This window comes from Sphingomonas sp. ERG5, assembly GCF_000803065.1.
Taxonomy (GTDB): Bacteria; Pseudomonadota; Alphaproteobacteria; order Sphingomonadales; family Sphingomonadaceae; genus Sphingomonas.
This window is the reverse complement of the sequence record NZ_JSXI01000024.1, coordinates 1-14,576: the sequence shown is the minus strand read 5'-3', so window position 1 is coordinate 14,576 and position 14,576 is coordinate 1. Positions and strand designations below refer to the sequence as shown.

Genomic DNA, 14,576 nt, shown 5'->3' with positions numbered 1-14,576 from the left:
CGTCATGACGGTGCCGGACGCCCCATCGGGTATGGGGCCCGGTCCGGAGTTCGCGCATCTCTTCGCGGCGCTACCGGTGGCCGTGCTGACGGTCGACCCGGCGGGGTGCATCGCGCACGCCAATGCCGAGTGCGAAACGCTGCTCAATCTTTCCGAACGCGCAATGATCGGCCAGCCGGTCGACGCGGTGCTGCAATCGCCGCGCGACGATAATGGCCGCGACAGTCATGGCTTTGCCGCGTTCGATACCGAAATCGACACCGCGCGCGGTGGCCGCATGCGGGTAGACTTCATCGAAGCTCCTGTCGCCGATCATCCCGGCTGGCGCATCATCACGCTTCACCATGCCGCGGCCTCGCGCCGTATGGGGAATAGCGCTGATCGCGCTTCCGCCGCACGCGCCGCGGTCGGTGCGGCGGCGATGCTCGCGCACGAAATCAAGAATCCGCTCTCGGGCATTCGTGGTGCGGCGCAATTGCTTGCGACCGGCGGGGAGGGGGCGGACGAACTCACCACACTGATCACGACCGAGGTCGACCGCATCGCCGCGCTGATCGACCGCATGCAGGACTTCACCGACACGCGACCGCTCAACCCGGCACCGGAGAATATCTATCCGCTACTCGACCATGCGCGGCGCGTCGCACTGGCCGGCTTTGCGCGTGACGTCACCATCGACGAGCGCTTCGATCCCTCGCTGCCGCCGGCTCTGGTCGATCGCGACGCGATGCTCCAGGTAATTCTCAACCTGCTCAAGAACGCGTCCGAGGCAATGGCGCAGCAGGCCGATGCGCGCATCACGCTCGCCACCGCCTATCGCCACGGTATGGCGGTCAGCGCCGCCCCGGGCCGTCCGCGCCAGCCGCTGCCGATCGAGATCTGCGTGATCGACAATGGCCCCGGTGCGCCGGCCGATATCGCCGAACATCTGTTCGACCCGTTCATCTCGGGCAAACCGGAGGGGCAGGGGCTTGGCCTCGCTCTGGTCGACAAGCTGGTGCGTGATATGGGCGGCATCATCCAATATGCCCGTGAAGGGATGCCTGAAGCGACCGTCTTCCGCATCCTGTTGCCGAGAGGATCGTCATGAAGAACGGCACCATCCTGGTCGTCGATGACGATGCCGCGATCCGTACCGTGGTAGCGCAGTCGCTGCGCCGGGCGGGGCATGCCGTGACCACGGCCGCCACGCTGGCCGAGCTCGATGTGCAACTAGCGATCCGCTTGCCCGATGTGGTGATTTCCGATGTCGTTCTGCCCGACGGCAATGGGCTGGACCGTGTCGCGCGGTTGACTGCCGAACACCCGACTCTTCCCGTCATCGTGCTGTCGGCGCAGAATACGCTGAACACCGCGGTTCGTGCGAACGAGGTGGGTGCGTATGACTATCTGCCCAAGCCATTCGATCTCGATGCCTTGTCGCGCGCAGTGCAGGGCGCGCTCGCCCGCCACAAGGGCGCGCCCCTCGACGCTATCGACAAGGACGACAATACCCTGCCGCTGATCGGCCGCTCCCCGGCGATGCAGGATGTCTATCGCGTAATCGCGCGCGTGGTGTCGAACGACCTCACCGTGTTGATCTCGGGCGAATCCGGCACCGGCAAGGAACTGGTCGCGCGCGCGATTCATGATCTGGGCACGCGCCGCCGCTCACCCTTCATCGCGATCAACATGGCGGCGATCCCACGCGAGCTGATCGAGGCAGAATTGTTCGGTCATGAACGCGGCGCTTTCACTGGCGCGCAGGCGCGGTCGGCTGGCCGGTTCGAACAGGCCGCTGGTGGTACATTGTTCCTCGATGAGATCGGCGACATGCCGATGGAAGCGCAGACCCGGCTGCTTCGGGTGCTTCAGTCAGGCGAGTTTACCACGGTGGGTGGAGCCCGAACGATCCGCGCCGATGTGCGCATTGTCGCCGCGACCAATCGCGATCTCGCGCAACTCGTCAGTGGCGGGCAGTTCCGTGAGGATCTGTTCTACCGCCTCAATGTCGTGCCGGTCACGCTGCCGGCGTTGCGCGCACGACGTCAAGACGTCGCCCTGCTCGCGCGTCATTTCCTCGACCGGGCGGCGGAAAGCGGCCTGCCGCGCAAGCAACTCGCGCCAGCCGCGATCGTTGCGCTGGAGAATTACGACTGGCCGGGTAATGTCCGCGAGCTCGAGAATATCATGCGCCGCATGGCGGTGCTCAGCCGTGACGAGCGAATCGACGCGGATGAGGTGAGGGCGATGCTCGGCGCCCGGGCGGCCGCGCCGACGGTCTTCGAAAGCGATCCCGGGATCGAAGCCGCGGTTCGTGCGCGACTCGAACGCATGGCACGCGAGGAACCCGCGACGCTCGACGACGGATCGTTGTACGATCGCATCATCGGCGAGGTCGAACGCCCCCTGATCGAAGCCATGCTTGCCCGCCATGGCCAGAACCAGTTGCGCGCCGCGCGCGCACTGGGAATCAACCGCAATACACTGAGAAAGCGTCTCGATATGCTGGGCATCGACCCGGCGGCGGGGCGTTCGACCGAGGCGGATGCGGGCTGACCCGTTCGATTCTGTGTTCTATTTGCAACGGTGTCGTTGTAGATAAGACACGATGAACGCCGAATTGGCACCTACGATCAGAACCAAAACACAGGGCCGACGGTTCAGTGTCACACCGTTTGTCGAGCTGCTGGTGCTCGGTGGCGCGATTGCGATCGCGGTGACCACTTACTTCGTGGTCACAGGTGGCGAGGCGCCGCAGCGGTCGCTGACCCCCACCATCATCGCTCTGCTGCTGGTCGCGAATCTGCTCCCGGGTATCGCCCTGATGGTGCTGCTCGGCCGGCGAGTCGCGATGCGGCGCGCCGCTCGATCGCCGCTTGGCGGACGTGGGCGGCTCCATGTGCAACTCGTGGCGATGTTCTCGGTGGTTGCCGCGGTCCCCACCTTGCTTGTGGTAATTTTCGCGTCGCTGCTGTTCCAATATGGCGTCGAGTTCTGGTCGTCCGATCGTGCGCGCGGCATGTTGGAGAATGCCAGCGCCCTGGTGCGCGAGAATTACCAGCGCGAGTTGGGTCGCGTGGCCGATCAGACCAGGGCGATGAGCGGGGATCTGGCTCGCGACTTGCGTCATTGGCGGATCGACGACCCGAAGTTCGGCGACCAACTGTTCCTGCAGACCTTTAACCGCGAATTGTCCGAAGCGATGATCCTGCGGCGCAATGACAAGGATCCGCTGGCTGTCCTCAATCCCTATGGCCGCCCCCTGGAGAATATCGTCACCACGCAGATGATGGACGATATCGATCACGGCGCGCCCTTCGTGACAGTGCAGAACAAGGATCGCGCCGGCGCCGTTGTCGCGCTGGACTATGGTAGCCACGCCTATCTCTACACCGCCAAAGTGTTCGACGAACAGCTGGCGGCACAGCTCAAGCGTGGCGACGCCATCCTTGCCGATTATCACGTGCTGCAGTCGCGGTCGCGTGCGCTGCAATTGCGCTTCAATGCGGCGCTGCTGGGCATTTCGCTGCTGATCGTCGGGATCGCGGTGTGGATCGCACTCGCGGTCGCCGACCGGCTGGTGCGGCCGGTAGGAGAACTGGTTGCCGCCGCGCGTCGGGTCAGCGATGGTGACCTCACCGCGCGCGTGCCCGCGCCGAAGACCGAGGATGAGGTTGGCACACTTGCCAACGCCTTCAATCAGATGACTGGACGTCTTGAGGAACAGACCGGAGCGCTGGAAAGTCGCCGCGCGCTGATCGAGGCAGTGATGTCGGGCGTTTCCGCCGGCGTGGTCTCGATTGCCGGCGACGGCACGATCCGGTTGATCAACCGCTCCGCGGTCGAATTCCTCAATATCGGCGACAGCAACCCGGTCGGCCGCCCGCTTGGCGATATCTCGCCCGAACTCGCCACATTGATCGAGAGCGATGCGCGCGATGCCATCGTCGAGATCGATGCCGGCGGTGACGCCAAGACGCTGGCGGTGAAGATCGCGCGCTCGGAGGATGGGCCGATCCTGACCTTCGACGACATCACGCAGCAATTGCTCGATCAGCGCCGCGCCGCCTGGTCCGACGTCGCGCGCCGTATCGCGCATGAGATCAAGAACCCGCTGACCCCGATCCAGCTTGCCGCCGAGCGGCTGCAGCGCCGTTATGGCAAACAGATCGCCAGCGACGACGGCACCTTTGCGCGCCTGACCGAGACGATCATTCGCCAGGTCGGCGATCTGCGCCGCATGGTCGATGAATTCTCCTCCTTCGCGCGCATGCCAAAGCCGCTGTTTCGCAACGAGGTGATCGGTGACATCGCCAAGCAGACATTGTTCCTCCATGAGGTTGCCCATCCGGCCATCCGCTTCGCCATGACCAATGACGATCCCGGGCTCGAACTGGTCTGCGATCGTCGTCAGATCGGCCAGGCACTGACCAATATCGTCAAGAACGCGGTCGAGGCGATCGAGGCGATCGATGGGGAGGGCGCTGGTGAGGTCGCCATGACGGTCAGCCGCAACACGGCGCGTACCGTCCGTATCACCGTGTCCGACAATGGCGTCGGCCTGCCCGCCGCGCGCGATCGGATTGTCGAACCCTATATGACGACACGCGCCCGCGGCACCGGTCTCGGCCTCGCGATTGTGAAGAAGATCGTCGAGGAACATTGCGGCACCATCTCGTTCGGCGACCGCGAGGGCGGGGGGACTCTCGTTGTCATGACTTTCGACACCGCCGCACTTTCGGCGATGGATGCCGGCAGCGGTGCGGATGCTGCCGTCGTCGACAGCGACGATCGTCGCCCCACCGAACTCACACGAAATCGGACCTGACCATGGCACTCGATATCCTCATCGTCGACGACGAACGCGACATTCGCGAACTCGTCTCGGGCGTGCTCGAAGACGAAGGTTATGAAACCCGCAGCGCCGCCGACAGCGACGCCGCGCTGGAGGCGATCGCGGCGCGGCGCCCGTCGCTGGTGCTGCTCGATGTCTGGCTGCAGGGATCGCGGCTCGACGGGCTGGAATTGCTCGACGAATTGAAGCGGCGCGACCCGTCGATTCCGGTGCTGGTCATCTCGGGCCATGGCAATCTCGACACCGCTGTCGCTGCGATCCGCCGCGGCGCCGCCGATTTCATCGAAAAACCGTTCGAGGCCGAGCGCTTGCTGCTGATGGTTGCGCGTGCGACCGAGACCGAACGCCTGCGCCGCGAAGTCGCCTCGCTGCGCGCCAGCGCTGGTCGCGACAATGACCTCACCGGCAGTTCGACCGCGATCAACGGCGTCCGCGCCACACTGAAGCGCGTCGCGTCAACCGGCAGCCGTGTGCTGGTGATGGGCGCGGCTGGCGTCGGCAAGGAAGTCGCCGCGCGTCTGCTTCACGGCTGGAGTCAGCGCGCCGACGCGCCGTTCGTGATCGTCAGCGCGGCGCGCATGACCCCGGAACGCGTCGAGGAGGAATTGTTCGGCGCCGAGGAAAGCGGCGGCATCGTTCGCCCCGGGCTGCTTGAACAGGCACATGGCGGCACCTTGTTCCTCGACGAGATCGCCGACATGCCGATCGCGACTCAGGCACGGATTCTGCGTGTGCTGACCGATCAGAGCTTCACGCGTGTTGGCGGGCAGCGCATCGTCAAGGTCGATGTGCGTGTCGTGTCGGCGACATCGCGCGACCTGATGTCCGAAATCGCCGAGGGACGCTTCCGCGAGGATCTCTATTACCGCCTCAACGTGGTGCCGGTGCTGATCCCCGGTCTGAGCGAAAGGCGCGAGGATATTCCCGCATTGGTCAATCATTTCATGGCGCATTACGCTTCGGAACGCCGCGTGCCGACGCCGGAGATCGCGCCCGACGCGATGGTCGCGCTGCAATCCTATGAATGGCCGGGCAATGTCCGACAGTTGCGCAATGTGGTCGAGCGCACGGTCATTCTCGCACCGGGCGACCGGATCGGACGAATCGATCTCGACTTGCTTCCCGCCGAAGTGCTGGGTGAGCCGGGCGATATGGGTGGTACCAACGCGATCATGGGATCCCCCCTGCGTGAGGCGCGAGAGACGTTCGAACGCGAATATCTGCGCGTCCAGATTCGGCGTTTCTCGGGCAATATCTCGCGCACCGCCCACTTCATCGGCATGGAGCGGTCGGCATTGCATCGAAAATTGAAGCTGCTCGGGATTACCGAAACGCGCGACGAATAGGGAAAGCGGCGGCGCACGGATGCGGCCGGCGCGAACCACTTTGGGCACCCTGGCGGTCCGCCACCGATTATCCCATGCTAACAGACAGTAGACGCGAGACTGTCGCATCCCTAGATTAGCAATAAGCGCCCGATAGCGCCCATTCCGACGCCGGGAACCGGCGCACAGCGGGAAAACCCGCCAAGAACAAAGGATCGACCGATGGCCGACAAGCAAACCTCCCTTCAGGACCTGTTCCTCAATGCCCTGCGCCGCTCGAAGACACCGGTGACGATGTTTCTCGTCAAGGGTGTGAAACTGCAGGGTATCGTTACCTGGTTCGATAATTTTTCGGTGCTGCTGCGCCGGGACGGCCAGTCGCAGCTGATCTACAAACATGCCATTTCGACCATCATGCCCTCCGGTACCGTCGATGTCGCGGCGATCGTCAATGCGGTGGGTGAGGCGCAGAAGCGCGCCCCCCTGTTGCAGGAGATATTCCTCAACGCCGTGCGCAAGTCGGACGACAATGTGACCATGTTCCTGGTCAATGGCGTCATGTTGCAGGGACAGATCGCGGCGTTCGACCTGTTCTGCATGCTGCTGCAGCGCGACGGCATGTCGCAACTGGTCTACAAGCATGCCGTATCCACCATCCAGCCGGCGAATCCGCTGAATTTGGCTGATGAAACAGCGGATAGCGACGAAGGTTGACCACAGGTTTCGAACGTGATCGCGATGAATTTTCGCGTGGTGCCCGTGCCGTTGTCGTGTTTCCCGAACATGGTGCCTCCTCACGCGATGTAGCTGCACGCCTGGAGGAGACTGCCGGTCTCGCCGAGGCGATCGGCGTCGTCGTCACGGAAAAGATCTCCTACCGGGTGCGTGGCGCACGCCCTTCGACCTTGCTCGGCAGCGGGCAAGTCGAGATGCTCGCCGCCGTGGTGCGGATGGAGGAAGCGGAACTTGTCGTTTTCGACGCGTCGCTGACGCCGGTGCAGCAGCGCAATCTCGAAAAGGAACTCGGCGCCAAGGTCATCGACCGTACCGGGCTGATCCTCGAAATCTTCGGTGAACGCGCCGCGACCGCCGAGGGACGATTGCAGGTCGAACTCGCGCATCTCGATTATCAGGCCGGCCGGCTGGTGCGCAGCTGGACTCACCTTGAACGTCAGCGCGGTGGCTTCGGCTTTCTCGGCGGCCCGGGTGAAACTCAGATCGAAGCCGACAGGCGCCTGATCCGCGACCGCATGGCGCGGTTGAAGCGCGAACTCGAACAGGTCAGCCGCACGCGTGGCTTGCACCGCGAACGGCGCCAGCGTGCACCTTGGCCGGTGATCGCGCTAGTCGGCTATACCAACGCCGGAAAGTCAACACTTTTCAATCGCTTGACTGGTGCTGACGTCATGGCGGAGGATTTGTTGTTCGCGACGCTCGACCCGACGCTGCGGCAAATCAGCTTGCCGGGGCTCGACAAGGCGATCCTGTCCGACACGGTTGGCTTCGTCTCCGAACTGCCGACTCAGCTCGTCGCGGCGTTCAAGGCAACGCTTGAGGAAGTCATTTCGGCCGATGTGCTGATCCATGTCCGCGACATCGCGCATCCCGATACCGCCGCGCAGCGCGCTGATGTCGAAGCAGTGCTGCAGGATATTGGCGTGGCGCTGGAAACGCCGCGGCTCGAGGCGTGGAACAAGCTCGATCTGCTCGACCATGACGAGCGCACGGAGTTGATCGGCGAAGCGGAACGACGCGCGGATGTCGTGGCGATTTCGGCGCTGAGCGGGGAAGGGGTCGATGATCTGATCCAGACCATGGCCGCGATGCTGACGCAGAATCATCGCCGCTACAGCATCACGCTCGATTCAGCTGATGGTGCCGGCGCCGCCTGGCTGCACGCGCATGGCGAGGTGCTTGGTCAGGACGTCGAGAATGACCAGGCGACCTATGAAGTGCGCATGTCGCCGCGCGATTATGATCGGTTCAGCCAGCGCGGCGCTTGACCGCCTGCCACAATGCTTCCTTGGCATCGAGATTCAGGCCGGAGAATCCTTCGCCCGCTTCTGCTTCCATGGCCTTGAAGCGCGCCTCGAACTTGGCATTGGCCACGCGCAACGCGGTTTCGGGATCGACGCCGAGATGCCGGGCCCAATTGACCACGGAAAAGAGCAGGTCGCCCACTTCTTCTTCACGCTGATCGACGCCCGCCGCATCGATCTCGGCAATCTCTTCGATCACCTTCGCACGTGGACCGTCCGCATCGGGCCAATCGAAGCCGGTGCGCGCCGCGCGTTTCTGCAGTTTCTCGGCGCGAAGAAGGGCAGGCAGGCCGATCGCCACGCCGTCAAGCGTGCTCGCCTCACCCTTTGCGGCGCGTTCCTCGGCCTTGATCTTTTCCCATAGGTAATGGCCACCCTCGGCCGCGCCGCCAAAGATATGGGGATGGCGACGTTCCATCTTGTCGCTGATCGCGGTCGCGACATCGTCCAGCGCGAACAGGCCGGCCTCCTCCGCCATGCGACTGTGGAAGATGACCTGGAGCAGCAAATCGCCGAGTTCGTCCTTTAGATCGGCCATGTCGCCACGCGCGATCGCATCGGCGACCTCATAGGCTTCCTCGATCGTATAGGGAGCGATCGTCGCGAAATCCTGCGCGCAATCCCATTCGCACCCCGTGGCAGGATCGCGAAGGCGTGCCATGATCGCCACGAGGCGGTCCATAGCCGTTCCCCCGGGGAAAGCGATGGCCTCGCTCGCGGACGCTCTATCTGATTTGAAAGCCACCCTTTCGCGTAGCAGCAATGCTGCCATCCGTGCAACGCGCAGGGCGCGATCAATGCGGAGCTCGCCCTTTTCCGCCACCAGCCGGCGGCGCGAAGGACGGGATGGCGAAGCGCGGTGCGGGCAGGCTGATCGCGACCGGAAGGCCGGTCATTTTTCCTGTTTTCAGAAAGTCATAGACTGCCTGTTTTGCGATCGGATCTTCGCGCAACTGATAGAAGGTTCCGTCATGGCCGCCACGATGGACCAGGATCGCATGGCCGTTGGGATAATAAGGCAACAGGCCCAGCGTGTTCTCGACCGGTGTCGAGGTGTCCCAATCGCCATGCACGAAGACGACGGGAATGCTGCTTTCGACCGGCATTCTGACGTCATCGCCCATGTCCGGGGTGGGCCAGTCGGGCGCCGAAGCGATGTTCGCTTCGAAATTCCAGTTGCCGAGAAAATCCAGCGCTGGATCGGACCGCAATTGATGTTCTCGGGCTGCGGTGACGCCCAGGCTCGAATCTGCCAGGGGGCCGATCAGCTTGACCTTACCGGCCTCGCGCGCCTCGGCGACCTCTTGCGCCCAACTTTCGTAATGACCGTGATAGAGCGACAGGATGAACGCCGGCCATTGCTCGGCTTCCTGCGTGTGTGAAAGCAGGGCGAGTTGAAGGTCACCAAGTCCCAGGACGATTGTCCGGCTTCTGCCCGATTCATCGTGGATCACTGCTCGCACTGGCCGCGCGGCTAAGCGGTGGCGAAGCGCCTGCACCGCCTGCATCATGCCGCCCGTGGGAAGATAGGGCGCGAGCGCGGCGTCGCGATCGGCGTCATAGGCGATGCGCTGCAGCGCCGCGAACACATGTGACGGCAGATCATAGCCATTATTCAATGGCTCGACTCCGGAGAGCACGGCGCGCGCAATGGTCCGGGGATAGAAGTGCATGACGGCCAGGCTCCATTGCGAGCCGAAGCTGCCGCCAAACAGGCTGATCTGATCATAGCCCAATGCACCGCGAAGATCGTCCACATCGGCGGCGAACTCGGCAATATTGTAGCCGGACAGATCCTTGTCAGGGTTTTCCGCGACCGCCCTTTTCGCCAGTTCGCGCATCGCCAGCGCTTCGGCGCGTAGCGAAGCGGGTTGGTCGAGCGGGGAGGCCTCACCCATCGCTTCGAGCATTTCACCGCCACGGGTATAGCCGCGCTGCTCGATAATGACGAGGTCGGCGGTGGTCCCGAAGGCAAGCCAGGATCGCAGCCGGCCTTTGGCGGCATTGTCCGTGTCGGTAAAGGCGCCCAATACGCTCAGCCCAGGGCCGCCGGGTAGCCAGAATATTGGCGGCGCGCCGGTGGGGTGGGGCGCTTTGATGCGCGCGAACCCGACGCCAATGATCCTGCTGTCGGCATTTTTGCGATTCTCACGGACGTACAAGGTGCCGATCTCGTAATGAACGACCGCTCCAGCCTCATTCCGGGTCGTGTTATGTTCAACGACGATCTCACCGGCCCGGTGCGGCGGCGCGGCGAACGCGGGCGCTGTGAAGATCAGCGACAGCAGCACACAGCGCCGGAAAGCCAGTGTAAGGATCGATCGCATGCACGCACCTTTGTTCGGGGATTGCGTGCAGGGTTCCATTAAGATACCTTTATGTCAAGATACTTGATATTGAGATACTATATCGATGCCAGAAGATTCAATAGGCCGAGAGGGGGGCGACCCAAGCGGCGACATCGTCGATCAACTGCTTCTGGACTGGCGTCGCGAGCGCCCGGATCTGGATGCCTCGGCGATGGCGGTGGTCGGTCGCGTGCTGCATCTGGGGCATTTGCTGGAAAGCGAGGTGAGCAAATCCTTGCACGCGGTCGGGCTCAGCTACACCGAACTGGATGTGCTCGCCACGCTTCGGCGCTCAGGCGCACCTTACCGACTGTCGCCGACCACATTGTTGCAATCGGTACTGCTGACCTCCGGCGCGATGACCGCGTGTCTCAACCGCCTGGAAGCACGCGGGCTGATCGAGCGTAGCCACGGGACCAGCGACCGGCGTTCGCTGAGTGCCGAGCTTACCGCCAAAGGCGTCAGGCTGATCGATGGGGCGATCGCTCTGCGCTTTGAACAGGCTAAACAGTCTGTCTCCGGTCTCAGCGAGAATGAATGCGCCGAGCTCGCTGGGCTGTTGCGCAAGCTGCGCCTGCAATTGTGATGACTACGCGTTGAAGGATGTGAAAGAGGGCAATATCTTGGCCGGTGTCTTCGTACGGTCAGTTCAATCTGTTAAACCAATTTTGAAAAGAGACAGTTTTCTGTATCTTTGAAATGAGACCTTCTGGTCGAATGCAACGTTTCGATCTGGCTCTATGACGCCACCGCCGCATAGTCTCTAGGTCAGGATAGGTTCTCGAACCAGGCAGCGAAACCCGATATGGTTCGTGGAGCTATCGACCGTTTCCGGATGCCGTGCGGCGGGGCGATAGCGCTGGCAATAGTTGGCGGCGCATAGATGGGATCCGCCTTTCAGTACTTTGCGGCCAATACGGATTCCGGGCTGTTCGGGATCGTAACTGCGCGAACGATATTTTTCCTGCGAATTGCTAGTCATGCAGCAGGATTGTCTGGCCTTCTTCGCGCGTGCCGCAGGCGCGGACCACCAGTCCTGCGTCCATTCCCAAACATTGCCGATCATGTCGTATAGACCAAAGCCATTGGCAGGAAAGCTACCCACCGGCGATGTTCCTTCCCAGCCGTCGAGGCATTGGTTGGCATAAGGAAACAAACCCTGCCAATAATTGGCAAGCATCGCCCCACTTGGGGCGAGTTCGTCTCCCCACGCATATTCGGCACTTTCGAGCCCGCCGCGCGCGGCATATTCCCATTCCGCCTCGGTCGGCAGCGCCTTGCCGGCCCAATGGGCATAAGCCTCAGCATCGGCATAGGCCAAATGGACGACGGGATGATCTTCGCTTCCCTCGATCGAGCTTTCCGGGCCGAGCGGGTGACGCCAGTCGGCGCCGAATTCGAAACGCCACCAATTGCTCGGGTCGCTGAGGTCAACGGGTCCGGAACTCTTTCTAAAGACAAGCGAGCCGGGACGATCCATACCGGGCGACATCCCGGGATAATCCGCAGGATCGGGTGTCATTTCCGCTTCGGTAACATGGCCCGTCGCTGCGACGAAGCGGCAGAAGTCGCCGTTCGTGACCGGGGCGGCATCGATCCAGAAGGGATCGACCCGCACGTTGCGGAGCGGTGCTTCTTCGGGATAGAAATTGTTCGACCCCATGATAAAGGTGCCACCCGGAATGAAACGCATTCCGGCAAGCGTTTTGGCGGAAGTCATTGGTCGGTCACGTTCCTTATTCCCCATGTCCGCTTCACTGCCTCCGGCAGAATAGCCGGCACGGTCTGGGCAGTGTCGGTTCAACGAGCCTGAACGCTTTACCAATGCGGTTTGATTTGCACCTGGCACTGTCTATCGTCGCAGCTGGTTAGCTCAACTGCCACGGCAAAGGGAGGCTTTTTGAAGCGGTCAGTCACGATCATCGATATCGCAAAGCACGCTGGCGTATCGTTCAAGACCGTTTCTCGGGTGGTTAACGGGGCTCCCACCGTGGCCGAGGCGTTACGCTCCAAGGTGGAGGCGGCGATGCGCGAGCTCGGTTATACGCCTAATCGGGCCGCTCGTCTGCTTCGGGGCGGAAAAGCCCATGCACTGGGTTTCATTATTGGATCGCAGGCACGGATTGACGGGGTGCCGGAGCCTGATCGCCGCATGCCAAGCTATGCTGCGGATGTCATCCTTGGCTTGCTGCAGGCGTGTCACGCGGCCGAATATCATCTTGTGATTGAGAGCGTCGCACCAACTGCTGACCCGGCCGTACTGGAACGATTTCTCGACATGGTGCAGTTGGATGGGGTCATTCTTGTTCCTCCATTGTGCGACATCGGCTGGATTCTCGATGTGCTGGAAAACCGGGGTCTGCCGTTCGCGCGGATCAATCCAGGCCTGAATCTGGAGCGGGCGCTGTGTCTGGTCATCGACAACCGAAGCGCCGCGCGCGAAGTGGGTGAGGCAATCTTGTCTCATGGACACCGGCGGATCGGCTTTATCGACGGGCCGGAGGATCATGCCGCCCAACGTCAGCGAAAAACCGGCTTGCTGGAAGCTGTCGCCAATGTTGCTGGTGTCACCGTCGACGTGCGTCAAGGCAATTTCCTGTTCAGTTCGGGGCTGGAAAAGGGCAGGGAGCTTCTGCGTCTGTCGGAGCGTCCGACCGCCATCTTCGCGGCGAATGATGAGATGGCGGCGGGCGTTCTGGCAGCAGCGGTCGATTACGGCATCGCTGTCCCGGATGAATTGTCGCTGGTGGGATTTGGCGGCCTGGCCATTGCGGAACATACCTTGCCGCGTATTACAACGGTCAGCCAGCCAACCATTGAGATTGCCCGCATCGCCGGCCAGAAACTCATCGCACACGGGGGGCAGGCTGGCGAGGACTGGAATCAGCTGGTGACCGTCCCCTATGAAATTACGTTTCGTCAAACGCTTGCGCGCGCGCCCGGCAAGTAGGTCGAGCGGTCACCGACTCATTTGATTGCTCAATATTGACGCTCGCTCCGCACTTCTTTAGGTGATCGGGACAACGTTGTCTCGACTCGGAGTCAAAGGGATTAAGCCCTGGAGTTATGCGAGGCGACGATTGGAGGACATCTGGGGGAGGATCAGAATGAACTATCGTCGCAAAGGGCTTTGGCTGTGCACCGCCGCAATCGCGATGTCCGTATCGGCGGTCGCTCAAGCGCAGGACGGGCAACCCCAGGGAGATGCGAACGCTGCAAACGACGACATTGTCGTGACGGCGCAGAAGCGAGAGCAGAATCTCCAGAAAGTCCCGGTTTCCGTCTCAGTGCTTTCGGCTTCGGCGCTTTCCGACAATCGGGTTAACGGGTTGGAGCAATTGTCACAGGTATCTCCATCGATCGGCTTCACCAACAGTGCCAACACGCGAGGGCAGGGCCTTTCGATCCGCGGTATCGGCACGCTCAATTTCTCCGATGGCGTCGAACCTTCGGTTTCGACTGTGATCGATGGAGTCGTCATCGGCCGCTCCGCGGCGTCCTTTTTCGATTTCAACGATATTGAGCGCATCGAGGTGCTGCGCGGGCCGCAGGGAACTCTCTTTGGCAAGAACTCTTCGGCCGGAGCGCTCAATGTCGTCACGGAAAAGCCGAGCCTGTACGACACAAGCCTCGAAGCCTCGGCGAGCTATGGCAGCTTCAATGACGTTCGATTGAAAGGAACGGGGTCGCTCGTGCTCGACAAGGGCCGCGCGGCGTTTCGTCTTTCGGGATTCCGTTCCACGGCGGACGGCATCATCACCAACACCTTTAACGGCCAGAAACTCAACAACACCAACAACTGGGGCGTTCGCGGAAAATTCCTGTTCGAACCGAACGATGCTACCTCCATTTATGTGATCGGCGACTATGGCGAGAGTAATCGCAACTGCTGTGTCTCAATGAACCGCGCCGGGTTTGCCGGAGGCTCCAACTCCTGAGAAGGTGGAGCCTGTATGAGCAAGACGACGAACAAGTTTGCGCCGGAAGTGCGCGAGCGCGCGGTGCGTATGGTGGTCGATCACGAGCG

Annotated in this window: 12 protein-coding genes; 9 read left to right on the top strand and 3 right to left on the bottom strand. The window is 62.1% G+C overall.

The genetic code is table 11. From position 1 onward, the window contains the following. The first annotated feature begins 4 nt into the window (after window positions 1-4). The 6 genes from OO12_RS08660 to hflX all read left to right on the top strand — a co-directional run bounded on the left by OO12_RS08660 (window position 5) and on the right by hflX (window position 8,165). Complete coding sequence (locus tag OO12_RS08660; protein WP_034158285.1) at window positions 5-1,090, top strand: two-component system sensor histidine kinase NtrB; 1,086 nt, start codon at window positions 5-7, stop codon at window positions 1,088-1,090. Beyond that, window positions 1,087-2,538 (top strand): nitrogen regulation protein NR(I), encoded by a 1,452-nt coding sequence (gene ntrC, locus OO12_RS08655; protein WP_034158284.1) that lies wholly within the window; start codon window positions 1,087-1,089, stop codon window positions 2,536-2,538. Before OO12_RS08660 ends, ntrC begins: the two co-directional genes overlap by 4 nt. Window positions 2,539-2,590: 52 nt before the next feature. Then, the gene (locus tag OO12_RS08650; RefSeq protein ID WP_034158283.1) at window positions 2,591-4,810 is read left to right on the top strand and encodes a sensor histidine kinase; all 2,220 of its coding nucleotides are present in this window, start codon (window positions 2,591-2,593) and stop codon (window positions 4,808-4,810) included. Between the two features lie 2 nt (window positions 4,811-4,812). Further along, a complete protein-coding gene (ntrX, locus tag OO12_RS08645; RefSeq protein WP_034158282.1) occupies window positions 4,813-6,183 on the top strand; it encodes a nitrogen assimilation response regulator NtrX in 1,371 nt (456 codons plus the stop codon). 141 nt (window positions 6,184-6,324) lie between these two features. Next, window positions 6,325-6,876, top strand: a complete 552-nt coding sequence (gene hfq / locus OO12_RS08640) for an RNA chaperone Hfq (RefSeq protein WP_268747914.1) — start codon at window positions 6,325-6,327, stop codon at window positions 6,874-6,876. Further along, window positions 6,873-8,165 (top strand): GTPase HflX, encoded by a 1,293-nt coding sequence (hflX, locus tag OO12_RS08635; protein ID WP_034158280.1) that lies wholly within the window; start codon window positions 6,873-6,875, stop codon window positions 8,163-8,165. Before hfq ends, hflX begins: the two co-directional genes overlap by 4 nt. Here hflX and mazG read toward each other — a convergent pair. Together mazG and OO12_RS08625 are read right to left on the bottom strand one after the other, a co-directional pair. Continuing rightward, the gene (gene mazG, locus OO12_RS08630) at window positions 8,146-8,883 is read right to left on the bottom strand and encodes a nucleoside triphosphate pyrophosphohydrolase (RefSeq protein ID WP_034158279.1); all 738 of its coding nucleotides are present in this window, start codon (window positions 8,881-8,883) and stop codon (window positions 8,146-8,148) included. The two genes, hflX and mazG, sit on opposite strands and share 20 nt — an antisense overlap. Window positions 8,884-8,995: 112 nt before the next feature. Continuing rightward, window positions 8,996-10,528 (bottom strand): alpha/beta hydrolase, encoded by a 1,533-nt coding sequence (locus tag OO12_RS08625; RefSeq protein WP_034158278.1) that lies wholly within the window; start codon window positions 10,526-10,528, stop codon window positions 8,996-8,998. 85 nt (window positions 10,529-10,613) lie between these two features. Between OO12_RS08625 and OO12_RS08620 the strand changes: the two genes are divergently transcribed. Then, window positions 10,614-11,135 (top strand): MarR family winged helix-turn-helix transcriptional regulator, encoded by a 522-nt coding sequence (locus OO12_RS08620; protein ID WP_052215681.1) that lies wholly within the window; start codon window positions 10,614-10,616, stop codon window positions 11,133-11,135. A gap of 177 nt (window positions 11,136-11,312) precedes the next feature. Here the strand turns inward: OO12_RS08620 and OO12_RS08615 are convergent, their stop codons facing one another. Continuing rightward, a complete protein-coding gene (locus tag OO12_RS08615) occupies window positions 11,313-12,242 on the bottom strand; it encodes a formylglycine-generating enzyme family protein (RefSeq protein ID WP_034158505.1) in 930 nt (309 codons plus the stop codon). Between the two features lie 207 nt (window positions 12,243-12,449). Here OO12_RS08615 and OO12_RS08610 point away from each other — a divergent pair, with 207 nt between their 5' ends. Next, a complete protein-coding gene (locus OO12_RS08610; protein ID WP_034158277.1) occupies window positions 12,450-13,499 on the top strand; it encodes a LacI family DNA-binding transcriptional regulator in 1,050 nt (349 codons plus the stop codon). 157 nt (window positions 13,500-13,656) lie between these two features. Further along, window positions 13,657-14,487, top strand: coding sequence for a TonB-dependent receptor (locus OO12_RS08605; protein ID WP_034158276.1), 831 nt, complete (start codon window positions 13,657-13,659; stop codon window positions 14,485-14,487). Window positions 14,488-14,576 lie beyond the last annotated feature (89 nt).

Coding starts and splice junctions, on each gene's coding strand:
- OO12_RS08660 (WP_034158285.1), top strand. CDS start 5: ATGACGGTGCCGGACGCCCCATCGGGTATGGGGCCCGGTCCGGAGTTC.
- ntrC (WP_034158284.1), top strand. CDS start 1,087: ATGAAGAACGGCACCATCCTGGTCGTCGATGACGATGCCGCGATCCGT.
- OO12_RS08650 (WP_034158283.1), top strand. CDS start 2,591: ATGAACGCCGAATTGGCACCTACGATCAGAACCAAAACACAGGGCCGA.
- ntrX (WP_034158282.1), top strand. CDS start 4,813: ATGGCACTCGATATCCTCATCGTCGACGACGAACGCGACATTCGCGAA.
- mazG (WP_034158279.1), bottom strand. CDS start 8,883: ATGGACCGCCTCGTGGCGATCATGGCACGCCTTCGCGATCCTGCCACG.
- OO12_RS08625 (WP_034158278.1), bottom strand. CDS start 10,528: ATGCGATCGATCCTTACACTGGCTTTCCGGCGCTGTGTGCTGCTGTCG.
- OO12_RS08620 (WP_052215681.1), top strand. CDS start 10,614: ATGCCAGAAGATTCAATAGGCCGAGAGGGGGGCGACCCAAGCGGCGAC.
- OO12_RS08615 (WP_034158505.1), bottom strand. CDS start 12,242: ATGCGTTTCATTCCGGGTGGCACCTTTATCATGGGGTCGAACAATTTC.
- OO12_RS08605 (WP_034158276.1), top strand. CDS start 13,657: ATGAACTATCGTCGCAAAGGGCTTTGGCTGTGCACCGCCGCAATCGCG.